This window comes from Lachnoclostridium sp. An138 (genome assembly GCF_002160765.1).
Taxonomy (GTDB): Bacteria; Bacillota; Clostridia; order Lachnospirales; family Lachnospiraceae; genus Laedolimicola; species Laedolimicola faecalis.
The window spans coordinates 118,781-141,707 of sequence record NZ_NFLF01000003.1; the positions used below are offsets into that span (position 1 = coordinate 118,781).

Consider the following 22,927-nt stretch of genomic DNA (forward strand, 5'->3'; position numbering starts at 1 on the left):
GATGCTATTGCAGTTGAGAAGGCAAATTACCGGTGGATATTTTTGTGATAGATAATCAGCAGCCCCTTCAGCAGAAGGTCGTCTTCCAGGAACATTTTATGCCTGCACAGAGGGGCGACGACGCCTGCCAGGCCTCCTGTGGCCACTACCGTGCAGGTCTCCCCCAGTTCTTCGTTAATCCGGTCAATCAGACCATCCAGCGCTCCGGCGTTCCCGTACAGAATCCCGCTTTTCATGGAATCTACCGTATTGCTTCCGATGAGCTTCTTCGGAGGATCAAGAGAAATCCTGGGAAGCTGGGCCGTCCGGCTGGAAAGGGCGTCCAGAGAAATGGCCAGGCCGGGGAGAATCATTTTTCCGATATAGGCTTTCTCCCGGTTGATGACGGAGACGGTGGTGGCTGTCCCCATATCAATGAGAATCTGGGGAACCGGATAGAGATGCACGCCGGCTACTGCGCCCACGACCAGATCGCTTCCCTGCTGGGCGGGATCGTCCACAGCAAGCTTCAGGCCTGTTTTGATCCCGGGACCTACCACGAGAATCCGGGCGCCGGTGTATTTCTCCACGGCCTCTTTGACGGTGCCGGTGACGGAAGGCACCACGGAGGAGATGATTCCTCCCTGAATCAGGGAAGGAGGGATCTCATGCAGATCCAGTGTCTCCTTGAAGATGGTGGCGTACTCCAGGCTGGTGGCCTCTTGTTCTGTGGAGAACCGTTCCAGAAAGAGAAGCTGGTCCTGATCAAAGCAGCCGGTTACAATATTTGTGTTTCCGATATCTATGGTAAGAATCATTTGCCATTCCTCCGGGATAAAAATTCAATGCCGCTTCCGGCCTACTTCTGAGAGGCGAAAAGCCGGGAGCGGTACAGCGCATAGCCGACGGCGCCTGTCAGAATGGTAGAAGCGGCCATTTCGCAGACCGCGTTGATGCCCACAAAGGAGCATACGAAAAGCAGAATATTTCTTCCGCCGATGAGCCCCTGCACGTATTCGGTATTTCCGTAGAGCAGAATCAGAGCGGTCATGAAAAAGAGCGTATTCAGAAATGCGGAGAAAAATCCTGTGACAAAGCAGCCCAGACGCGCGCCGCCTGTCTTTTGAACGAGGCGGAATATATAGCCAAGAAGAAAACCGTCCAGAACGCGGGGTACAAACCGCTGAATAAAGGCCAGGACGGGATTGATGCCAAAGAGAATGGCCCCCATGGCGCTTAAGCCTCCGACGCCGACGCACTGCAGAAAGCTTGTCAGCCCGAATACAGCTCCCGCGGCGGCTCCGCCTGCAGGTCCAAGGGTCACGGCTGCCAGAGCGACGGGGATGACGTTGAACGAGATGGCCAGCGGGCCGATGTTCAGGTATCCCAGAGGGGTGTAGGCCATAAGAAGCAGAATGCCGGTCAGCAGCCCGAGAATGGTTAGCTGCCGGGTGTTGAATCTTTTTTTCATTTTGAAATTCCTCCTTGTTATTATTCTTCACATGAAGATACAATACATTCAAATTATACCACAGAAGAAGGAAAAAGATATAAAAACTTTGGGCTTTTTGTGTTATACTAATTCATAAAAAGAAAGGAAATTATCTATGCAGTTAAAAGGAAAGACCGCAGTGCTGGCCGTGACCGGAAGCATTGCCGCATATAAAATCGTAAACCTGGCCCGGATGCTGAAAAAGCTGGGCTGTAATGTGCAGGTGCTGATGACCCGCAATGCCACGGAGTTTATCACGCCGCTGACCTTTGAGGAGCTGACTGGCAGCAAGTGTCTGGTAGACACCTTCGACCGGAATTTTCAGTACAACGTAGAGCATGTGGCGCTGGCAAAGCTGGCGGACGTGGTCCTTGTGGCTCCAGCCTCCGCCAATGTGATTGGAAAGATTGCGAACGGCATTGCCGACGATATGCTGACAACGACGGTGATGGCCTGCCCCTGCAAAAAGATCATTTCCCCGGCTATGAACCACAATATGTACCATAATCCCATCGTGCAGGACAATCTGCAGAAGCTGGCCCGCTTCGGCTATGAGATCATTCCGCCGGAGCACGGCATGCTGGCAAACGGGGACAGCGGAGACGGCAGAATGCCGGAGGAGAGCGTTCTGCTGGAATATGTATTGAAAGAGATTGCATGTGAAAAGGATCTGACAGGAAAAAAGGTGCTGGTGACGGCCGGTGCCACCCGGGAATCCATCGACCCGGTGCGTTTCATCACGAACCATTCTTCGGGCAAGATGGGCTTCGCCCTGGCCCGCGCCGCGAGCTTTCGCGGCGCGGAGGTCACAGTGGTGGCGGCGCACACGGAGGTGGCGCCGCCCCTGTTCACGGACGTGGTGCGGGTGGAATCCGCGGAGGATATGTTCCAGGCGGTAGCGGTCCGGGCAGAGGAAGCGGATATCATCATCAAAGCCGCGGCTGTGGCCGACTATACACCGGTGGAGACGGCGGAGAACAAGATTAAAAAAGCGGGGGGAGAACTGCCCCTGACTCTGAAGCGGACCAGAGATATTCTGCAATATCTGGGTGAGCACAAAAAGGAAGGGCAGATTCTCTGCGGCTTTGCCATGGAGACGGAGGATCTGCTGGCAAATGCCAGAAAGAAGCTGGAGAGCAAGAACTGCGACCTGATCTGTGCCAACAGCCTCCGGGCCGAGGGCGCGGGCTTCGGAACGGATACGAACCGGGTGACCGTGCTTACGAAGGACAAAGATACGGAGCTGGAGCTTCTGACCAAGGAAGAGACGGCTCATAAGATACTGGATATGATCTGCGGAATGCAGAAGGACTGACGGCGCAGCAATTCCGGGGCGCGGCAGCCCGGGAGCGCGCCGTATACCGGCCCGGCCGGATAAAGGAGACAGGTAAGAATGCCATTTACACATCTGCATACACATACGGAATACAGCCTTCTGGACGGCTCCAATAAGATTAAGGAGTACGTGGCCAGGGTGAAGGAGCTGGGCATGACGGCGGCGGCCATTACGGACCACGGAGCCATGTTCGGCGTGATAGATTTTTACAGGGCGGCGAGAGCGGAGGGTATCAAGCCTATTCTGGGCTGCGAGGTTTACGTGGCTCCCAATTCCCGTTTTGACAAGGAGCTGACCGGAGGGGAGGACCGTTATTACCATCTGGTTCTTCTGGCGGAGAATAACCAGGGATACGCGAATCTGATGAAGATTGTATCCCGGGGTTATGTGGAAGGCTTCTATTACCGTCCCAGAGTCGATATGGAGGTTCTCAACCAGTTCCATGAGGGTATCATAGCCTTAAGCGCCTGCCTGGCAGGAGAGGTGCAGCGGTATATTGTGAAGGGCCTCTATGAGGAGGCCAAAAAGTCTGCCCTCAAATATGAAAAGGTCTTTGGAAAGGGAAATTATTTTCTGGAGCTTCAGGACCACGGCCTGCCGGAACAGAAAATCGTAAACCAGGCCCTGATACGCATGAGCCAGGAGCTGGATATTCCGCTTGTGGCTACCAATGATATCCATTACACCTATGCGGAGGATGTGAAGCCCCACGATATTCTGCTCTGTATTCAGACCGGAAAGAAGCTGGCGGATGAGGACCGGATGCGTTACGAGGGCGGCCAGTATTATGTGAAATCTCCGGAGGAGATGGCGGCTCTCTTTCCCTATGCGCCGGAGGCCATCGAGAATACGGCGAAGATAGCGGAGCGCTGCAATGTGGAGATTGAGTTCGGCGTGACGAAGCTTCCCAAGTACGACGTGCCAGAGGGTTATACCTCCTGGGAATATCTGAACAAGATTTGTTTCGACGGCCTGAAGGAGCGTTATCCGGACGATGACGGCCCTCTGAAGGAAAGACTGGAATATGAGCTGGGCGTTATTAAAAATATGGGCTATGTGGATTATTTCCTGATTGTCTGGGATTTCATCAAGTATGCGAGGGACCATGGCATTGCCGTGGGGCCGGGCCGGGGCTCTGCCGCGGGAAGCATTGTGGCCTATACGATGGGAATTACCAATATTGATCCTATCCGTTACCAGCTGCTGTTCGAGCGTTTCCTGAATCCGGAGCGTGTGTCCATGCCTGATATCGATATTGATTTCTGCTTCGAGCGCAGGCAGGAGGTCATCGACTATGTGGTGCGCAAATACGGCAAGGACCGGGTGGTTCAGATCGTCACCTTCGGTACGCTGGCGGCCAGAGGGTGCTTAAGGGACGTGGGACGGGTCATGGACCTGCCCTACAATTTTGTGGACTCCATTGCCAAGATGGTGCCCCAGGAGCTGAATATCACCCTTGAGAAGGCGCTGAAGATGAATCCTGAGCTTCGGAAAAGCTATGAGAATGATCCGCAGGTCCATGAGCTGATCGACATGTCCATGCGTCTGGAGGGACTTCCGAGACACACCTCCATGCACGCGGCGGGCGTGGTCATCAGCCAGAAGGAAGTGGACGAGTATGTACCCCTGTCCAGGGCTTCTGACGGCACGATCACGACCCAGTTTACCATGACGACCCTGGAGGAGCTGGGCCTTCTGAAGATGGATTTCCTGGGACTCCGGACGCTGACAGTGATTCAGGACGCGGCCCGCATGGCGTCCGAGCGGGCGGGAAAGACCATCGACATGGATAAGATTGATTATGACGATGCGGCAGTCTATGCTTCCATCGGTACGGGAAAGACTGAGGGCGTGTTCCAGCTGGAAAGCAGCGGCATGAAGAACTTCATGAAGGAGCTGCAGCCGAAAAATCTGGAGGACGTCATCGCGGGAATCTCTCTGTACCGGCCCGGCCCCATGGATTTCATTCCCCAGTACATCCGGGGAAAGAATCACCCGGAGTCTATTACCTATGACTGTCCGCAGCTGGAGGAGATTCTGGAACCCACCTACGGCTGTATCGTCTATCAGGAGCAGGTCATGCAGATCGTACAGAAGCTGGCGGGCTACACGCTGGGACGGAGCGATCTGGTGCGCCGCGCCATGTCGAAGAAGAAGGCCTCTGTCATGGAGAAGGAGCGGCAGAACTTCGTATACGGGAATGAGGAAGAGGGAGTGCCCGGCTGCATCGCAAATGGGATTCCGGAGGCCACAGCCCAGAAGATTTACGATGAGATGATTGATTTCGCCAAGTATGCCTTCAATAAGTCCCACGCGGCGGCCTACGCGGTGGTGGCCTATCAGACGGCATGGCTGAAGCATTATTATCCTGTGGAATTCATGGCGGCCCTCATGACCTCGGTGATTGACAATCCGGGCAAGGTATCCGAATACATTCTGACCTGCCGGCAGATGGGAATTTCCATTCTGCCGCCGGATATCAACGAGGGAGCGGCCCGGTTCTCTGTATCCAACGGTTCCATCCGCTACGCCCTGTCGGCCATCAAAAGCATCGGGCGTCCTGTGGTGGAAGCTATCATGGAAGAGAGGCGGCTGGGCGGAAAATTCAAAAGCCTGACAGATTTCCTGGAGCGGATGACCGGAAAAGAGGTCAACAAGCGGGTGGTGGAAAATCTGATCAAGGCCGGAGCCCTGGACAGCCTGGGCGGAACGAGACAGCAGTACATTCTGGCCTACGCGGGCATTATGGACAGCGTGGCCCAGAGCCAGAAGACCATGATGACAGGGCAGATGAGTCTGTTTGACCTGGTGGATGAGGATCAGAAGGCCAGCTTTCAGGCCAAGCTTCCCGATGTGGGAGAATATCCCAAGGAGCTTCTGCTCTCCTTTGAGAAGGAGGTGCTGGGAATCTATGTAAGCGGCCATCCGCTGGAGGAGTATGAAGGGCGCTGGCGGAAGAATATTACGGCGGTGACGACGGATTTCCAGCTGGACGAGGAGACGAACCGCACAAAGGTCCGCGACGGGCAGCAGGTGGTGGTCGGCGGCATGATCACCGGGAAGACGGTCAAATACACGAAGAACAACCGTGTTATGGCTTTTCTGCAGCTGGAGGACCTGCTGGGTTCCGTGGAAGTAGTGGTATTTCCCAATATTTACGAGAAGAACACGCAGCAGCTGAACGAGGAAGCCAAGATTTTTGTGAGCGGCCATGTGGACGCCGGAGACGATAAGGCGGCCAAGCTGATCTGCGACCGGATCGTGCCCTTCGAGGCGGCAAGACGGGAGCTGTGGATTCAGTTTTCCAATCAGCAGGAATGCCTGAGCCGGGAGCCGGAGCTTCTGACGCTTCTGGCGGACAGCGACGGAAAAGACCGGGTGGTGCTGTACGCGGCGGCAGAGAAATCTGTGAAACGGCTGCCGGCAGGACAGACCGTGGATGCCGGCCCGGAGCTGATTGTAAAGCTCGAGAAAAGCTTTGGTGAAGGGAATGTAAAAGTTGTGGAGAAACGTATTGAAAATATAAGAAGGATGCAGTAAAATCACATTCAAAGGCCTCTGTACGGACAAAAAAGGGCCGCGTGCGGAGGAGAAAAAGGTGTTCAAAAACGGGCAGATACGAGGAGGATGAACATGGCAAAAGAGATTAAAACTATCGGAGTACTGACAAGCGGCGGCGACGCGCCGGGCATGAACGCGGCGATCCGTGCCGTGGTACGCAAGGCCCTGGTAAACGGAAAACAGGTCAAGGGCATCTTAAAGGGGTATTCGGGACTTTTGAATGAAGAGATTATAGATTTGTCAGCGAACGACGTATCCAATACCATCGAGAGGGGCGGAACGATCCTCTTTACGGCCCGCTGTAAAGAATTTATGACAGAGGAAGGCCAGAAAAGGGGAGCGGAGATTTGCCGCAAGCACGGAATCGACGGCATCGTGGTCATCGGCGGAGACGGTTCTTTCCGGGGAGCCCAGAAGCTGGCGAACTTAGGGATCAATACCATCGGCGTGCCGGGAACCATCGATCTGGACATCTCCTGTACAGAGTACACCATTGGCTTCGATACTGCGGTCAATACGGCCATGGAAGCCATCGATAAGGTGCGGGATACTTCCACTTCCCATGAGCGCTGCAGCATCATCGAGGTTATGGGCCGCAATGCTGGCTATATCGCTCTCTGGTGCGGTATCGCAAACGGAGCCGAGGATATCCTTCTGCCGGAGAACTATGACTATGACGAGCAGAAGATCATCAATAATATCATTGAGAACCGCAAGCGGGGGAAGAAGCATCATATCATTGTGAATGCCGAGGGCGTAGGCCATTCCACCAGTATGGCCCGCAGAATTGAGGCGGCCACAGGTATCGAGACCCGCGCTACGATTCTGGGACACATGCAGCGCGGCGGAAGCCCCACCTGCAAGGACCGCGTCTATGCGTCCATGATGGGAGCTATGGCGGCGGATCTGCTCTGCGACGGCAAGACCAACCGTGTGGTGGGATATCAGCACGGACGCTTCCAGGATTTTGACATCAACGAAGCGCTGGATATGGTAAAGGGGATCGATCCCTATCAGTATCAGGTGGCAAAGGATCTGTCAAAGCACTGCTAATACACCGTTAGGGAGGCAGCATGATAACCAGTACGTCCAATCAGCAGGTAAAGCAGCTGATACAGTTGAACAGAAAAAGAAAGCTCCGGGACGAGCGGGGCGTGTTTGTGGCGGAGGGGCTGAAGATGTTTCAGGAGGCTCCCAGGGACCGGATAGAAAGGGTCTATGTGTCGGAAAGCTTTTTCGCGGCGCACCGGCAGGAAATTGACCTGGAGGGGATTGACTGGGAAATGATGCAGGATTCGGTCTTTAAGGCGGCCAGCGATACCCAGACGCCCCAGGGAGTGCTCTGCATTGTGCGCAGGCAGAACTGGGAGCTGGAGGATCTTCTCCGGAAGGACAATCCCCTGCTGCTTCTGCTGGAGAACCTTCAGGACCCGGGAAATCTGGGGACGATCCTGCGCACTGCTGAGGGAGCGGGAGCCGCAGGCGTGATATTGAGCAGAGGTTCTGTGGACCTGTATAATCCCAAGACGATCCGTTCTACGATGGGCTCTGTCTACCGGGTTCCCACGCTGTACGCGGAGGATCTGGGACAGGTGGTGGAGAGTCTGCGCAGCCGGGGCATCCGCTCCTTTGCGGCCCATCTGAAAGGGAAAAAATATTATGATCAGGAGGACTACACAGGAGGAGCGGCTATTCTCATCGGAAATGAGGGAGCGGGGCTGACGGAGGAGCTTTCCTCAAAGGCAGACGCGCTCATCCGGATTCCCATGGAAGGAAAGCTGGAGTCTCTGAATGCCGGGGTGGCGGCTTCGCTCTTAATGTATGAAGTATACCGGCAGAAAAGGGATAAGTTTCTTTACAATTTGTAGAAATTCTTTTATACTGGAATCAGTAAGACAGGCATAGTGAGTTCGCATTACATGAGGATCTGCTATGCCTTTCTTATCATATGAGATATGGGAAAATCTCCCGGAAGGAGAAAAAGCAAAAGGGTGAGAGACGCTGATTTTTACCTTGAAAATATGCCGATTGCGTTTTGCGCGGTGGAGATTCTGACTGGAGAAGACGGCCGGCCGGTGGACTACTGCCTGGTCTATCATAACAGAGCCTATGCCAGGCTGGCAGGGCTGCCCTACGGTACGCTGAATGGAAAGCGGGGCCTGGAGGTGCGGGGACATATCGACCAGGAGCTTCTCATGTGCTGCTATGATTCGGCCTTCCATGGAAAAGAACATGTTCTGAAGGATTACAGCCCGGATCAGGAAAAGCATTTTCTGATTTATCTCTATCCTCTGGAGGACAGTCTCTGCGGCTGTGTGCTGCAGGACGTGACGGAAAACCGGAGAATGGAACTGAAGCTGATCCATGAGCATGAGAAGAGAAAGACCTTTCTGAAAGCCACGACAGAGATAGATTTTGAATATGACTTCGCGACGGAGACGCTGGCCTTCGGTGACGGAGAGCGGGTCAGCGAGAAGAACAGGGTGATCAAGGGCGGCCTGAAAGGACTGGTGGAAAACGGAATCATCCGGGAGAAGGACAGAGGCCGGATTGAAGACGCCTTTGAGAGGCTGAAGGCGGGGAACAGAGCCGTGGAATTCAATATTCAGGCCTGCCTGGAAGGCGGCGGAGAATACCGCTGGTATGCAGTCAGCAGTTCGGCCTATGTGGAACAGAAGACAGGACAGCTGCGGGTGGTGGGATACCTGCGGAATGTGGAGCAGATGATAAAGGCTCAGGCCGCTCTGAAGAAAGAAGCCATGTATGATCCTCTGGTGGACCTTTACAATGTGAAGACCGGAAAAGAGATGGTGACGGAGGCGCTGGAAAATATGGAAGCCGGCGGGGAAGCCATCATGTTTATGATGGATATTGACAATTTCAAGCGCATCAATGATACGTACGGGCATCTGAAGGGAGACGAATATCTGAAAAGGTTCGCGGCGATCCTGAAGCATGTATTCCGCAAGAGCGACATCGTATACCGCATGGGCGGCGATGAATTTATAGGATTTGCGGCAGACGTGTCTCAGCCTGATCAGGCTGCGGAAAAGATTGTGGAGCGGCTGTACGGCCAACTGGAACAGGCCGGCAGAGAAGGATTTGAGATGCAGTGCAGCACAGGGATCTTTATAGGCAGCAGGCAGAATCCCTATTCCGGGTTTTACAAAATGGCGGATCAGGCTCTGTACGAAGCCAAGAGAACCGGAAAAAACAAGTATCAGATTATCTGGGAGAAAGACGGCGGGCAGCCGTAACACAGGAGTGCCTAAAGCCGGATACCTGGAAACTTAACTAAAGGTTAAAAAATATAAATAAAAGTTAAAATCTGCTCAATTGTACCTGTATGGGGCCTGTGATATTCTGAATACAGCAGGAGCCTGCAAAAATCAGATGCAGGCGGAACGGAGGAAGGCGCGGCTTCCGGTTTCCGCCGGATAGGAGGTCTATGATGAAGACAGGTGAAGTGATCAGAAAGTACAGGAAGCAGAAAGAACTGACTCAGGAAGAGATGGCGGCGCGTCTGGGCGTGACGGCTCCCGCCGTGAATAAATGGGAAAATGGAAATTCTCTGCCGGATATTGCCCTTCTGGCGCCCATTGCCAGACTTCTCGGTGTATCCCTGGAGGAACTGCTGTCCTTTCGGGAGGAGCTGACGGAGGAGGAGATCCGGGCGCTGCTGAATGAGCTTGGAGAACGGATGAAAAAAGACGGTTATGACTGCGCTTTTCACTGGGCGAAGGAGAAGCTTCAGGAGTATCCGGGAAGTGAAAGACTGATTCTGTGGATGGCTCAGATGCTGACTGCGTACAGGATAACGGAAAATCCGGAGAATCCGGAGCAGTATGACGCAGATATCTACAGCTGGCTGGAGCAGTCCCTGAAAAGCGGGGAGGAGGAAATCCGCCGTTCCGCGGCAGACTCCCTGTTCCGATTCTACTTCCAGAAAGAGCAGTATGAAAAGGCGGAGGGATATCTGGATTTCCTTTCTGATCAGAATCCTGAGCGGAAGCGACTCAAAGGCACGGTTTATGAAAAGACCGGGCGGACAGAGGAAGCCTGGAAAGCCTATGAAGAGCTGCTGTATTCCTATTACACCATGGTGAGCCTGGTGCTTCACAATCTGTACAGCCTGGCATTGTCGCAGGGCGACAGGGAGAAGGCCCGCTATCTGACAGAGAAGCAGGCGCAGACAGCCTATCTCTTTGATATGGGCGAGTACAGCGCCATCGCGCCGGAGCTGGAGCAGGCGGTCGTGGAGAAGGATGAAAAGCGGTGTCTCGAGATTCTGGAACAGCTTCTGAACCATGTAAACGGGATGGATGAAAGCTTCCGGAATTCTCTCCTGTATTCCCATTTGAAGTTTAAGGTTGTGGAGACGAAAGAAAAACTGGATTTGCGGGAATACCTGAAAAAAAGCATGCGGGAAGACCCGACTCTGGATTTTCTGAAGGAAACAGCAGGCTGGAAAGAGCTGATGGAAAAATAAATACGGTCTACGGTCTGACAGAGGAAGCCAGACAGGGGCAGGGGCAGCGGCAGGCTGCCCCTGCCTGCGTCTGCCTGCGCGTCCTGCGGCGCAGAGGGAAGCTGTCCTGCGGATACAAAAACCCCCGCAGCTCTGCTGTGGCGGCTGTCTCTCATGCCTGTCAGTCTGCTGCGGGGGATGTGGTTTTTTATTCTGTTATTCTGCTGCTCAGCTATTTGGTTACTCTGCCATATCACGCTCAAAGCGCTTTACATTTTCCACCTTGCCGATGACGACCACAATATCATCTTTTACAAAGCGGTAATCAGGAGACACCTCAATATCTGTGGAACGGTCGTGCTCAATGGCAATGATGTTCAGATTGTATTTCCGGCGGATATTGAAGTCCTGGACACTGACGCCCACCATGCGTTCTCCTACGGGAACCTGCTGAATCTCCACCTGCTCATCCAGGAAGATGAAATCCAGGAAGTTATTATAAGCGAGCTGCTTTCCGAGACGGAGAGCCATATCCCACTCCGGATATACCACCTCAGCGCCTATCTTTTCCAGCACGGCGCCCTGCTCCTGGCTGGTTGCCTTTGCGATCACATGGGGAACACCGAGGCTTACCACGTTCAGAGTGGTCAGAATGCTGGTGTCGATTCTCTCGCCGATGCAGATAATGACGGTATCGCAGTTCTGAATGCCCACTTCCTTCAAAGCTTCTTTGGACAGATTTTCAGTGACAAAAGCATATTCCGTGTACTGGCGCAGGTTTTTTACTTTTTCTTCATTCCGGTCTACTACGATTACATCCTTTCCGGCCTCTGACAGACTGATGGCCAGAGCGGTGCCGAAACGGCCAAGACCGATGACTCCAAATAAGTTTGCTTTCGATTTTTTCATTCTAATTCTCTCCTATCCGATTGTAATAGATTCCTCTGTATAGCGTGCCTGCTGTTCCGGGCGGTTGATCCAGATGGTGATCATGGTCAGCGCTCCCAGACGGCCGATAAACATAATGAGTGTGACAACAAGCTTGCTGGCGTCACAGAGATTCGGCGTGATGCCGGTGGAAAGTCCTACAGTGCCGAAGGCTGAGGTGACTTCAAAGAGAAGCTGCATCAGCGAAAGATGGGGCTCCAGAATACAGAGCACAAAAGTGCCGGTACAGACTACGCACAGAGAAAGCAGCGTAATCAGGTAAGCCTTGGAAAGGGTTTCCTTAGAAAGGCTGCGGCGGAAAGCACCGAAATGTTTCTTGTTCAGAGCGCTGCGCATGGACTGCACCAGGGTGAAGAAGGTGCTCGTCTTGATACCGCCTCCGGTAGATCCCGGAGAGGCTCCGATAAACATCAGGATGGTCAGGGCAAACAGTCCGGCGTTGGAAAAGGTGCCCAGCGGGTAGGTGGAAAAACCTGCCGTACGGGCCGATACGCTGTGGAAAAACGCGCCCAGCCAGGTGACATCATCTGTGCATTTCAGGATTAGGGTTCCTGCAATAATCAGGAATATACTGGTGGAAATGACAACCTTGGAGTGCAGCGCCAGTTTCCGGAAACGGAAGCGGTTCCTCAGCACGTCCAGGATAACCAGGAAACCGATACCGCCGAAGATGATCAGGCCGCAGGTAGTCAGGTTCAGCAGCACATCATCCCGGTAGGGAATCAGGTTCTGCAGTCCGCCCAGCACATCGAAGCCGGAGTTATTGAAAGCCGCAATGGAATGGAAAATACTGTTTCCCAGGGCATGAAGCGGAGGATAATCCTGTACAAATACGATAAAGCTTAAAATGACTCCTACCAGCTCAAAGCAGAAGGTCATGAGCAGGACGGATTTGACCAGACTTACCACGCCCTTAAAGCTGTCTACGTTCAATCCTTCCTTGATCAGGAGACGGCCTTTGAAGCTGAATTTCTTTCCGGCGGCAAGAATCAGGCCCGCGCCCACGGAGGTAACGCCCAGTCCGCCCACCTGAATCAGCAGCGCGACAACAGCCCGGCCGAAGACGGAAAAGGTATCATAGGTGTCGATGGCAATCAGTCCTGTCACGCAGACAGCGCTGGTGGATGTGAACAGAGCGTCCACAAAGCTGACATCGACGCCGGGGCGTCTGGCCATGGGTGTGAGCAGCAGAAAAGCTCCAGTCATGATTACCAGAAAAAAGCCCAGGGTGATCAGACGCCCTGGTGGCTGATTCCTGAAAAAGTCAAAGATGCGTTTCATAAGTCTCTCTTTTCTCCTCTCCCATTTAAGGAAATAAAATGACAGTGACATTATACGAAGGAAGAGGTAAAGGGACAAGAGGTTTCGCAAGAACTTAACGAAAAATTAATCTTTTGGAAAATTTTCGGATCAGATTGCCGGAAGCGGCCGGATCTGGCTTGCGCCGAAGGGGAAAGCATGGTATATTTATCGAAGGAAGAGGGCGGAGCAGAAAACCGTTTTCTGCCAAAAAAGAGAAATCAGGAGGAAGTACAAGATGGCAATTCTAGTGACAGGCGGTGCGGGCTTTATCGGAAGCCACACCTGTGTGGAGCTTTTAAATGCGGGCTATGATGTGGTTGTGGTGGACAATCTGTATAATTCCAGCAGGAAGGCCATAGATCGTGTGGAACAGATCACAGGAAAGCATGTGACCTTTTATGAGGCGGATATTCTCGATCGGGAGGCGCTGAATGAAGTCTTTGATAAGGAAAAGATCGATTCTGTGATTCACTTCGCCGGCCTGAAGGCTGTGGGAGAGTCCGTGGCAAAGCCCATCGAGTACTATTACAATAATATCGCCGGAACACTGGTGCTCTGTGACGTGATGAGAAATCATGGCGTGAAGAATATTGTATTCAGTTCTTCCGCTACCGTGTACGGAGATCCGGCTTTTGTTCCGATTACAGAAGAATGCCCCAAGGGAAAATGCACGAATCCCTACGGACAGACCAAGAGTATGCTGGAGCAGGTTCTGGAGGACATCTACGTGTCGGATCATGACTGGAAGGTGATTCTCCTGCGTTACTTCAATCCCATCGGAGCCCACAAGAGCGGACTGATCGGGGAAGATCCGAAGGGAATTCCCAACAACCTGGTTCCCTATGTGGCGCAGGTAGCCATCGGGAAGCTGGAGTGTGTAGGCGTGTTTGGAAACGATTACGATACGCCGGACGGCACAGGCGTGCGGGATTATATCCATGTGGTGGATCTGGCAAAGGGCCATGTGGCAGCTATCGAAAAAATGGAGAAGTCTGAGGGCGGCGTTCAGGTTTACAATCTGGGAACCGGAAAAGGGTACAGTGTGCTGGACGTGATCCATGCGTTCTCCAAAGCCTGCGGAAAGGAACTTCCCTATGTGATCAAGCCCCGCAGACCCGGCGATATCGCCACCTGCTATGCAGATCCTGCAAAAGCAAAGGCAGAGCTGGGCTGGGAAGCTCAGTACGGCATAGACGAAATGTGCGAGGATTCCTGGAGATGGCAGACCATGAACCCCAATGGTTATGCGGATTAAAAGATAGAAGCGGAAGAACGGTAAGAATAAAACTCAGAAAATATGGATCAGCGGGCAGCCTGCCTTTCGGGGCAGGCTGCGTTCTGTTAGAAATCCGGCGGACCAAAAGCCGGACAGACGTGTGGACAAAAGAGGGAGACAAGATCGAATGAATAAAGGATTTGACAACGAAAAATATCTGAAGATGCAGTCGGAGCATATCCGGGAGCGCATCAGCCAGTTTGACAATAAACTTTACCTGGAATTCGGCGGGAAGCTTTACGATGATTATCATGCTTCCAGAGTACTGCCGGGCTTTGAGCCGGACAGCAAGCTGAGGATGCTCATGCAGCTGGCCGATCAGGTGGAGATTGTGATTGTGATCAGCGCGGAGGACATTGAGAAGAACAAGGTGCGGGGAGATCTGGGAATTACCTATGATTCCGATTTGCTGCGCCTGAAGGCGGTGTTTGAGTCCAAGAATCTCTATGTGGGAAGCGTATGTATTACCCATTTCGCAGGGCAGTACAGCGCGCAGATGTTCCAGAGCCGCCTGGAGAAGATGGGCGTAAAGGTGTACCGTCATTATCTGATTCCGGGATACCCGAACAACATTCCGCTGATAGTCAGCGAGGAAGGTTACGGACATAATGAGTATATTGAGACGAGCAAGCCGCTGGTCGTAGTGACGGCTCCGGGCCCGGGAAGCGGAAAGATGGCTACCTGCCTTTCCCAGCTTTATCATGAGCATAAGCGGGGAATCCGGGCGGGTTATGCCAAGTACGAGACCTTCCCGATCTGGAACCTGCCTTTAAGCCACCCGGTTAATCTGGCCTATGAGGCCGCGACTGCGGATTTGAATGATGTAAATATGATTGACCCCTACCATCTGGAAGCATACGGAAAGACCACGGTGAATTATAACCGGGATGTGGAGATCTTCCCTGTGCTGAAGGCTATCTTCATGCAGATCTACGGAGACTGCCCCTATCAGTCTCCGACCGACATGGGAGTCAATATGGCGGGCAACTGTATTGTGGACGATGAGGTCTGCCGCAAAGCCTCCTGCCAGGAGATTATCCGCCGCTATTATCACACCCTGGTTAATATCGCCCGCGGGAAAGCCACGGAGGAAGAGGCTTACAAGATAGAGCTTCTGATGAACAAAGCGGGCGTCACCACAAAGGATCGGAAGGTTGTGGCGGCGGCCCTGAACCGCGCGGAGGAGACCGGACATACGGCGGCGGCTCTGGAACTGCCGGACGGACGCCTGATCACCGGAAAGACAAGCGACCTGATGGGAGCCTGCTCTGCGCTTTTGATTAAGGCGCTGAAGGAGCTGGCCGGAATCGATAAGGACGTGCTTCTGATTACGCCGAATATCATTATGCCCATTCAGAAACTGAAGGTAAAGTATCTGGGAAGCAGGAATCCCCGGCTTCACATGGAGGAGGTGCTGATTGCCCTGTCTGCCAGCTCCGAGAGCAATGAAGTGGCAGACCTGGCTCTGAAACAGCTTCCGCACCTGCGGGGAAGCCAGGTCCACACCTCACGGATGCTGAGCGATACGGATGAGAAGACCTTCCAGAAGCTGGGCGTGCTGCTGACCTCAGAGCCCAGATAGGCCAGAGGAGACTGGAGCTGCATTTTATCGGCTGTGCGGGAAACAGAGCGATGGTAAGAGAAGTACGAGGCAGTATCATGGAAATTCGGACGACATACACGGAAAGACAGTGTAAAGAATACGCGCACTACTGGAGCCGGATATACACTTCCGGAATCAGAAGAAAAGAGGATGAGGGCGGTAATGGCAGGCTGATTCTCAGCCTGGCAGTCCATTTTCTGGCCTATCTGCTTGGATGGGGAGCGCTGCGGATAATTCTTGGCTATCTGCTTATGTGGCATTCAGACAGGCAGATGATTTACTGGTTTCAGCAGCTCTTTTTCGGAGCGATTTTCCTGTCGTTTCTGCTGTCTGAAATTCTGAAAAGGATATGGCTGTATGAGATAACGGTAAAAGAGCTTGGAAAAAGAAAAGAGCTGACAATTTCTATAGAAGAGACAGGACTGCGTTACCGGACAAAGGACGGTCAATGGTTCTGGCCCAGAGAAGAGACGAATCCTGTGATAAGCCTGAAATCCACTCTTGTTCTGAGCAGAGGGGAGATCAGAAATATCCGCGGCATCAAGGAGAATGTGCTGTTGATTCCTACGGAGGATTTGACGGCAGAGCAGCGCAGGGCGCTGGCGGGATGGAAGGGCTGCGGCAAAAGGGAAAAGGTACAGAGATGGTGGCTGTTTGATTTGGCGTTCTTTGCTGGGATTCTGGGAATTTTGTCCGCGGGAGTCCTGTATCTGGCGCAGGCCAGACAGCTGACGCTCTATTCTTTTGAGCTGGAAATGGACCCGGAGTATCAGACGAGCGCGTTTCTGGAATCCTGTGAAGGCTATGTTTTTTCTTCGACGGGAGAAGACGCGGAAGAAATTGTGTCAGATGGTATCAAGGGACTGTTTGACAGTCTTGAAATGGATATGCATTATTTTGGACCGGTGTCCTGCGATGAAGTTCAGATTCTTTATGAAGATGGAGAGAAGATCGCGGCAGAGGTTAAGGTGACGGTTCAGCCGGCAGAACCTCCTGCGCCCTATAATTTTATAGCGGATGACATGGACCCTGAAAAAGATACCCGGGTACAGGAATTGGTGTTGCTGGAACGGCAGGAAAATGATGAATACCAGATTTCGGAAATCGGAGCGGAGATAAATATAATAGGGGAAGGAAATAAAGAGCCGCGCCAGGCTGAGTAATCAGCCGGCGCGGCCCTTCCATTTAGTTTCGTGAGCTGCCGGGATAAGAGGTCTGTGTGAGAAAAAGCTGATTATTCCGCAGCTCTGGATTTTTTATGTTCCAGCGCGGCGGCCACAAAACCGCGGAACAGCGGGTGGGGCCGGTTGGGTCTGGATTTCAGCTCGGGGTGTCCCTGAGTGGCCAGGAAAAACGGGTGGGATTTCAACTCTATCATTTCCACGATTCGGCCGTCGGGGGAAAGTCCGGACAGGGTCATACCGGCGTCTTTCAGGGCGCTGCGGTAATCGTTGTTAACTTCGTAGCGGTGCCGGTGGCGTTCGTGAATGGTCTTTTCTCCGTAGAGTTCAAACGCCTTTGTGGAAGGATCGAGAATACAGGGATAGGAGCCAAGGCGCAGGGTTCCGCCGATGTCTTCAATTCCGTCCTGCTCCGGCATCAGATGAATCATCGGATGGGTAGTCTCGGGATTCAGTTCTGCGCTGTGGGCGTCTTCCCAGCCAATGACATGGCGGGCGAACTCGACAATGGCCATCTGCATACCAAGGCACAGCCCCAGAAATGGCACCTGATGCTCCCGGGCATAACGGATCGCGCTGATTTTTCCTTCCGTACCCCGGTCGCCGAAACCGCCGGGAACCAGAATGCCGTCCACATCCCGCAGATATTCTGCGGCATTTTCATCTGTTACCAGTTCGGAGTCTACCCATTTGATATGGACAACGGCGCGGCTGGCGATGCCGCCGTGCTTCAGGGCCTCCACCACGCTGATATAGGCGTCGTGAAGCTGAATATATTTTCCAACCAGAGCTACTGTCACCTCAGAGGTGGGGTGGCGCAGCGCGTCTACCATGGCCGTCCAGTCTGCCAGGTTCGGCTCCGGGCAGGGAAGGTTCAGACATTCACAGGCCACCTGGGCCAGCTGTTCCTTTTCCATGGCAAGAGGAGCTTCATACAGGTATTCCACGTCCAGATTCTGGAGGACATGGGAGCTGGGCACATTGCAGAAAAGGGCAATCTTGTCCTTTAGCTGCTGATCCAGAGGATATTCACTGCGGCAGACGATAATATCCGGCCGGATTCCCATGCCCTGCAGATCCTTGACAGAGGCCTGGGTGGGCTTGGTCTTCAATTCTCCGGAAGCCTTGATATAGGGAATCAGAGTCACATGAATAAGAATAGCGTTCTCATGCCCTACATCATGCTGAAACTGGCGGATGGCTTCCAGAAAGGGCTGGCTTTCGATATCGCCCACAGTGCCGCCCACTTCGATGATGGCAATATGTGTTTCGTCTTCCACATAGCTGCGGTAGAAACGGCTTTTGATTTCATTGGTGATATGAGGGATGACCTGTACGGTTCCGCCGCCGTAATCTCCCCGGCGTTCTTTCTGGAGCACAGACCAGTAGATTTTTCCTGTGGTGACATTGGAGTTTTTTGTAAGAGATTCGTCTATAAAACGCTCATAATGGCCCAGATCCAGATCGGTTTCAGCACCGTCGTCAGTCACGAAGACCTCCCCGTGCTGTACCGGATTCATGGTTCCGGGATCGATGTTGATATATGGATCGAATTTCTGCATGGTGACCTTGTATCCCCGCGCCTTCAGCAGGCGTCCCAGGGAGGCGGCGGTAATGCCTTTTCCAAGGCCGGAGACGACTCCTCCGGTTACAAATACATATTTCACAGGCATAGGATTCCCTCCTCATGAAAATAAAGATAACATATGGCTTCAAAAAAATAACTTCCCTATTATAACGCCGCCTTTGTAAAAAATCCAGGGTTTCCGGTCAAAAACACGCCGAAAAAATTACGGAAATTTTGGGAAAAAACGTATTTTTCAAAGACGGAATTTCAGGGAAAGCGGGGCGGACCGGGGCGGGCGCTCCTGCCGGTTTCGGGCGTCTGCTGGCCGGGGGGCAGACTGGGAATTAGGAGTCTGCAAACCCACCCTCAAAAAGAATTTTTGCGGCGCCGCGGATGCTGCAGTGAGCGGAGTGAAGAGCGGCAGAAGCGGCATCGTAACAGAATTTTCACAGGTTTCCGTATTGCTTTCTGGAAAAACACACATTATAATAGTAGTGTTATGATCGTATAACCACGCCTGACGGCGCAGCGTTCATGACACATAAGGAGGAGAAATATGGAAGAACATAACAATAATTCCGGCCGCCCTCCCGGCGGCGGAGACGACAATAAAAATCCCAGAAACCGTCAGAGCATACTTATGTTTCTGATTATTGCGCTGGTAGCGATTCTGTTCTGGAATTTTATCGGCAATATGGGGTCTTCCAGCGAAGAAATTACGTATGATGAATTTATACAGATGCTGGATGAGGACAAGGTAGAAAGCGTTGAGATTGGCTCCAGCCAGATCAACATTATTTCTACGGAAAAAGATGCCCTCGGAAGAAATATTACCTATTATACGGGCACTGTGCCGGATTATTCCCTGCAGCAGCGCCTGGATGAGGCGGATGTGGAGTATTTCTCTCCGGTAGAGGATTTCCGGAACGTGATACTTTCAGCGATTGTGAATTTCCTGCTTCCGGTACTGCTGCTCTGGGGAGCCTTTGCCCTGCTGATGCGCAGAATGGGCGGCGGCAGCGGCATGATGGGCATGAATGTGGGCAAGAGTAAGGCCAAGGTCTACATCGAGAAGGATACCGGAGTGACCTTCAAGGACGTGGCCGGCGAGGAGGAAGCCAAGGAATCTCTTCAGGAGGTGGTAGATTTCCTTCATAATCCCGGCAAATATGCGCAGATCGGAGCCAAGCTTCCCAAAGGAGCCCTGTTGGTAGGTCCTCCGGGTACCGGAAAGACGCTGCTTGCCAAAGCGGTGGCAGGGGAGGCCCATGTGCCCTTCTTTTCCCTGTCCGGTTCTGATTTTGTAGAAATGTTCGTGGGCGTGGGAGCGTCCCGTGTCCGCGATCTGTTTCAGGAGGCGAAAAAGCACTCTCCCTGCATTATTTTTATCGACGAGATTGACGCTATCGGAAAGAGCCGTGATTCCCGTTACGGCGGAAATGACGAGCGTGAACAGACGCTGAATCAGCTTCTGGCAGAGATGGACGGCTTTGACAGCCACACGGCCTGCCTGGTTCTCGGAGCCACGAACCGGCCTGAGGTTCTGGACCCGGCACTCTTACGGCCCGGCCGTTTTGACCGCCGGGTTATCGTAGACCGTCCGGATCTGAAAGGCCGTGTGGATATCCTGAAGGTGCATTCCAAAAATGTGAAGATGGATGAGACAGTGGATCTGGAGGCCATCGCCCTCGCTACCAGCGGTGCCGTAGGTTCTGATTTGGCGAACATGATCAACGAGGCGGCGATCCTGGCGGTCAAGAACGGCCGGCAGGCTGTGTCTCAGAAGGATCTGTTTGAGTCTGTGGAAGTGGTGCTGGTAGGCAAGGAGAAAAAGGACCGCATCATGAGCAAGGAGGAGCGGCGCATTGTGTCCTACCATGAGGTGGGCCATGCCCTGGTCAGCGCCCTGCAGAAGGACGCGGAGCCGGTGCAGAAAATTACGATTGTGCCCCGTACCATGGGCGCTCTGGGCTATGTGATGCAGGTGCCGGAAGAAGAGAAGTACCTGAATACGAAGAAAGAGATCGACGCCATGCTGGTGGGCCTGCTGGCGGGCCGCGCGGCGGAGGAGATTGTGTTTGATACCGTGACGACCGGAGCGGCCAACGACATTGAAAAGGCGACCCGGATCGCCCGCGCCATGGTGACGCAGTACGGCATGTCGGAAAAATTCGGGCTGATGGGCCTGGAGCATCAGGAAAACGAGTATCTGACCGGCCGCGTAGTCATGAACTGCGGCGATGCTACGGCCGCAGAAGTAGATCAGGAGGTTATGAAGATCCTGAAGAAATCCTACGAGGAGGCAAAGCGGCTGCTGAGTGAAAACCGGGATGCCATGGACAAGATTGCAGAGTACCTGATTCAGAAGGAGACCATCACCGGCAAGGAATTTATGAAGATCTTCCGCGAGGTGAAAGGAATTCCCGAGCCGGAGGAAAAGAAACCGGAGGAGAGCAGCCACGCACAGGTAAAAGCGGAAGTTCCCCGGCCTGAAAGCCTGCAGCCGGAGAAGGAGCAGGAAGAGGCTGCACCTTTGAATGCAGAAAACACAGAAGCTGAGCAGTCCGGAGCTGCGCAGAATGCGGAACCGGAAAACGGCGGCCATGTGGAAGACGCAGAGAAGCAGAATGAAGAAATGTAAATAACGAAGACCCTGTCTGCAGAGCATCGGATAAAGCGGCCTGCGGGCGGGGTTTTTGCGCAGAAAAAGGAGAAGACAGCATGAAAAACCACACAATGATGCAGTATTTTGAATGGTATCTTCCGGAGAACGGCCTTCACTGGCGCCGCTGCGCTGCCCAGGCCGGCAGACTTGAAGAGGCCGGCATTGACATGGTCTGGCTGCCTCCGGCGTATAAGGGAGCGGCCGGAGCGAAAAGTGTGGGATATGATGTATATGATATGTACGATCTGGGCGAATTCGACCAGAAGGGGTCCATCCGGACAAAATACGGCATCCGTGACGAATATCTGGCTGCAGTCCGCGGTCTCCAGCAGCAGGGCATTCAGGTTTTGGCGGACATTGTGCTGAATCACAGGATGGGGGCGGATGGAACAGAAGTGGTGGTGGCCGATGAGACTCTGAGCACAGACAGAAATCAGGAAATCAGCCCGGACCGGACCATTACGGCCTGGACGCGTTTCGATTTTCCCGGCCGCGGAGGAAAATATTCCGGTTTTCAGTGGAGAGCCCGCCATTTCAGCGGCACAGACTGGGACGAAGGAGCAAAAAGGAAGGGAATATTCCGCTTTGACGGGAAAAACTGGGAGCGGAAGATTGACAATGAAAACGGCAACTATGACTATCTGATGGGGGCAGATCTGGATACGGACCAGCCGGAGGTGGTGAAGGAGACTGCCGACTGGGGAAAGTGGTATCTGGATACGGTGCAGATGGATGGCTTCCGCCTGGACGCAGTGAAGCATATCGGGTTTGATTTTTACCGGGAATGGCTGAAAACCATGCGTACCCATGCGGGAAGAGAAGTGTTTGCTGTGGGCGAATACTGGTCCAGGGATGTAAACAAGCTGAGATACTATCTGGATACTTTGGAACGGAGCCTTAGCCTGTTTGATGTGCCCCTCCATTTTCATTTTCTGGAAGCGGCTACTTCCAATGGAAATTATGATATGAGCAGGATTTATGAGAATACGCTGACCGGCCTGGACCCGGCACATGCGGTTCCTTTTGTGGATAATCATGACACTCAGCCGGGGCAGGCTCTTGTGTCCTTTATTCCGGCCTGGTTCAAGCCTCTTGCCTATGCGCTGATTCTCCTGCGGGACGCGGGAATTCCCTGCGTGTTTTATGGAGATTTTTATGGAATCCCCCACGACAGAATCGCTCCGGTGCCGGGCTTAAAGACACTTCTGAGAGTCCGGAAGCTGTATGCTTATGGAAAAGAAAACCTGTATTTTGATGACCCGTCTGTGGTGGGCTTTACCAGAGAAGGGGACGCGGAGCATCCGGATTCCGGCACAGCGGTGCTGCTTACGGACAGCGTAGCGGGCAGCAAGCGCATGTATGTGGGAAAACAGCATGCCGGGAAAAACATGATGGATGCAATGGGAGGAATCTCAGAGAGCTCCACAGTGGGAGAAGACGGCTGGGCCGAGTTCCGGGTCGAAGGCGGCTCCGTATCCGTGTGGGTATTTGAAAAAGCGGCGGAAAAGCTGTATATAGAACTGTAAAAAGTAAAAAGCAGCGGGAGGCG

Annotated in this window: 16 protein-coding genes; 11 read left to right on the plus strand and 5 right to left on the minus strand. The window is 53.2% G+C overall.

Going from position 1 to position 22,927, the window contains the following annotated elements:
* Window positions 1–26: 26 nt before the first annotated feature.
* Both B5E82_RS03705 and B5E82_RS03710 read right to left on the minus strand, forming a co-directional pair.
* On the minus strand, window positions 27–797 hold the full coding sequence (locus B5E82_RS03705) for a type III pantothenate kinase (protein WP_087306043.1): 771 nt from the start codon (window positions 795–797) through the stop codon (window positions 27–29).
* A gap of 41 nt (window positions 798–838) precedes the next feature.
* Entirely contained in the window at window positions 839–1,450 is a 612-nt protein-coding gene (locus B5E82_RS03710) for an ECF transporter S component (protein ID WP_087306044.1), read from the minus strand.
* A 136-nt stretch (window positions 1,451–1,586) separates the two neighbouring features.
* Between B5E82_RS03710 and coaBC the strand changes: the two genes are divergently transcribed.
* From coaBC to B5E82_RS03740, 6 genes are all read left to right on the plus strand, one after another.
* Entirely contained in the window at window positions 1,587–2,786 is a 1,200-nt protein-coding gene (gene coaBC / locus B5E82_RS03715; protein WP_087306045.1) for a bifunctional phosphopantothenoylcysteine decarboxylase/phosphopantothenate--cysteine ligase CoaBC, read from the plus strand.
* A gap of 78 nt (window positions 2,787–2,864) precedes the next feature.
* Entirely contained in the window at window positions 2,865–6,347 is a 3,483-nt protein-coding gene (locus tag B5E82_RS03720) for a DNA polymerase III subunit alpha (protein ID WP_087306046.1), read from the plus strand.
* A gap of 93 nt (window positions 6,348–6,440) precedes the next feature.
* Window positions 6,441–7,421 carry a 6-phosphofructokinase gene (gene pfkA / locus B5E82_RS03725; RefSeq protein ID WP_087306047.1) on the plus strand — a complete coding sequence of 327 codons (981 nt, stop codon included), beginning with the start codon at window positions 6,441–6,443 and terminating at the stop codon, window positions 7,419–7,421.
* Between the two features lie 20 nt (window positions 7,422–7,441).
* On the plus strand, window positions 7,442–8,236 hold the full coding sequence (locus B5E82_RS03730) for a TrmH family RNA methyltransferase (protein WP_087306048.1): 795 nt from the start codon (window positions 7,442–7,444) through the stop codon (window positions 8,234–8,236).
* A gap of 123 nt (window positions 8,237–8,359) precedes the next feature.
* Window positions 8,360–9,625 (plus strand): sensor domain-containing diguanylate cyclase, encoded by a 1,266-nt coding sequence (locus B5E82_RS03735; protein WP_162610698.1) that lies wholly within the window; start codon window positions 8,360–8,362, stop codon window positions 9,623–9,625.
* 191 nt (window positions 9,626–9,816) lie between these two features.
* Complete coding sequence (locus B5E82_RS03740; RefSeq protein WP_242966237.1) at window positions 9,817–10,857, plus strand: helix-turn-helix domain-containing protein; 1,041 nt, start codon at window positions 9,817–9,819, stop codon at window positions 10,855–10,857.
* A gap of 219 nt (window positions 10,858–11,076) precedes the next feature.
* On the opposite strand, the gene B5E82_RS03745 is transcribed toward B5E82_RS03740, so the two are convergent.
* Together B5E82_RS03745 and B5E82_RS03750 are read right to left on the minus strand one after the other, a co-directional pair.
* Window positions 11,077–11,745: a potassium channel family protein gene (locus B5E82_RS03745; protein ID WP_087306051.1), complete on the minus strand. Its 669-nt coding sequence runs from the start codon at window positions 11,743–11,745 to the stop codon at window positions 11,077–11,079.
* A 12-nt stretch (window positions 11,746–11,757) separates the two neighbouring features.
* Window positions 11,758–13,065 carry a TrkH family potassium uptake protein gene (locus tag B5E82_RS03750; protein WP_087306052.1) on the minus strand — a complete coding sequence of 436 codons (1,308 nt, stop codon included), beginning with the start codon at window positions 13,063–13,065 and terminating at the stop codon, window positions 11,758–11,760.
* 256 nt (window positions 13,066–13,321) lie between these two features.
* Here B5E82_RS03750 and galE point away from each other — a divergent pair, with 256 nt between their 5' ends.
* The 3 genes from galE (at window position 13,322) to B5E82_RS03765 (ending at window position 17,128) form a co-directional block, all read left to right on the plus strand.
* Entirely contained in the window at window positions 13,322–14,341 is a 1,020-nt protein-coding gene (gene galE / locus B5E82_RS03755) for a UDP-glucose 4-epimerase GalE (RefSeq protein ID WP_087306053.1), read from the plus strand.
* Between the two features lie 148 nt (window positions 14,342–14,489).
* The gene (locus B5E82_RS03760) at window positions 14,490–15,944 is read left to right on the plus strand and encodes a DUF1846 domain-containing protein (protein WP_087306054.1); all 1,455 of its coding nucleotides are present in this window, start codon (window positions 14,490–14,492) and stop codon (window positions 15,942–15,944) included.
* A gap of 77 nt (window positions 15,945–16,021) precedes the next feature.
* The gene (locus tag B5E82_RS03765) at window positions 16,022–17,128 is read left to right on the plus strand and encodes a hypothetical protein (RefSeq protein WP_140393080.1); all 1,107 of its coding nucleotides are present in this window, start codon (window positions 16,022–16,024) and stop codon (window positions 17,126–17,128) included.
* 71 nt (window positions 17,129–17,199) lie between these two features.
* Here B5E82_RS03765 and B5E82_RS03770 read toward each other — a convergent pair whose 3' ends face one another.
* Window positions 17,200–18,819 (minus strand): CTP synthase, encoded by a 1,620-nt coding sequence (locus tag B5E82_RS03770; RefSeq protein WP_087306056.1) that lies wholly within the window; start codon window positions 18,817–18,819, stop codon window positions 17,200–17,202.
* Between the two features lie 450 nt (window positions 18,820–19,269).
* Here B5E82_RS03770 and ftsH point away from each other — a divergent pair, with 450 nt between their 5' ends.
* Together ftsH and B5E82_RS03780 are read left to right on the plus strand one after the other, a co-directional pair.
* Window positions 19,270–21,354: an ATP-dependent zinc metalloprotease FtsH gene (gene ftsH, locus B5E82_RS03775; protein ID WP_087306057.1), complete on the plus strand. Its 2,085-nt coding sequence runs from the start codon at window positions 19,270–19,272 to the stop codon at window positions 21,352–21,354.
* Between the two features lie 80 nt (window positions 21,355–21,434).
* Window positions 21,435–22,904: an alpha-amylase gene (locus B5E82_RS03780; RefSeq protein ID WP_087306058.1), complete on the plus strand. Its 1,470-nt coding sequence runs from the start codon at window positions 21,435–21,437 to the stop codon at window positions 22,902–22,904.
* Window positions 22,905–22,927 lie beyond the last annotated feature (23 nt).

What these genes read in the sequence shown, in the direction of transcription:
- B5E82_RS03720 (WP_087306046.1), top strand. Translation starts at nt 2,865, where the DNA reads ATGCCATTTACACATCTGCATACACATACGGAATACAGCCTTCTGGAC.
- B5E82_RS03780 (WP_087306058.1), top strand. Translation starts at nt 21,435, where the DNA reads ATGAAAAACCACACAATGATGCAGTATTTTGAATGGTATCTTCCGGAG.
- B5E82_RS03740 (WP_242966237.1), top strand. Translation starts at nt 9,817, where the DNA reads ATGATGAAGACAGGTGAAGTGATCAGAAAGTACAGGAAGCAGAAAGAA.
- B5E82_RS03770 (WP_087306056.1), bottom strand. Translation starts at nt 18,819, where the DNA reads ATGCCTGTGAAATATGTATTTGTAACCGGAGGAGTCGTCTCCGGCCTT.
- ftsH (WP_087306057.1), top strand. Translation starts at nt 19,270, where the DNA reads ATGGAAGAACATAACAATAATTCCGGCCGCCCTCCCGGCGGCGGAGAC.
- galE (WP_087306053.1), top strand. Translation starts at nt 13,322, where the DNA reads ATGGCAATTCTAGTGACAGGCGGTGCGGGCTTTATCGGAAGCCACACC.
- B5E82_RS03765 (WP_140393080.1), top strand. Translation starts at nt 16,022, where the DNA reads ATGGAAATTCGGACGACATACACGGAAAGACAGTGTAAAGAATACGCG.
- B5E82_RS03750 (WP_087306052.1), bottom strand. Translation starts at nt 13,065, where the DNA reads ATGAAACGCATCTTTGACTTTTTCAGGAATCAGCCACCAGGGCGTCTG.
- B5E82_RS03705 (WP_087306043.1), bottom strand. Translation starts at nt 797, where the DNA reads ATGATTCTTACCATAGATATCGGAAACACAAATATTGTAACCGGCTGC.
- coaBC (WP_087306045.1), top strand. Translation starts at nt 1,587, where the DNA reads ATGCAGTTAAAAGGAAAGACCGCAGTGCTGGCCGTGACCGGAAGCATT.
- B5E82_RS03760 (WP_087306054.1), top strand. Translation starts at nt 14,490, where the DNA reads ATGAATAAAGGATTTGACAACGAAAAATATCTGAAGATGCAGTCGGAG.
- pfkA (WP_087306047.1), top strand. Translation starts at nt 6,441, where the DNA reads ATGGCAAAAGAGATTAAAACTATCGGAGTACTGACAAGCGGCGGCGAC.
- B5E82_RS03745 (WP_087306051.1), bottom strand. Translation starts at nt 11,745, where the DNA reads ATGAAAAAATCGAAAGCAAACTTATTTGGAGTCATCGGTCTTGGCCGT.
- B5E82_RS03730 (WP_087306048.1), top strand. Translation starts at nt 7,442, where the DNA reads ATGATAACCAGTACGTCCAATCAGCAGGTAAAGCAGCTGATACAGTTG.
- B5E82_RS03710 (WP_087306044.1), bottom strand. Translation starts at nt 1,450, where the DNA reads ATGAAAAAAAGATTCAACACCCGGCAGCTAACCATTCTCGGGCTGCTG.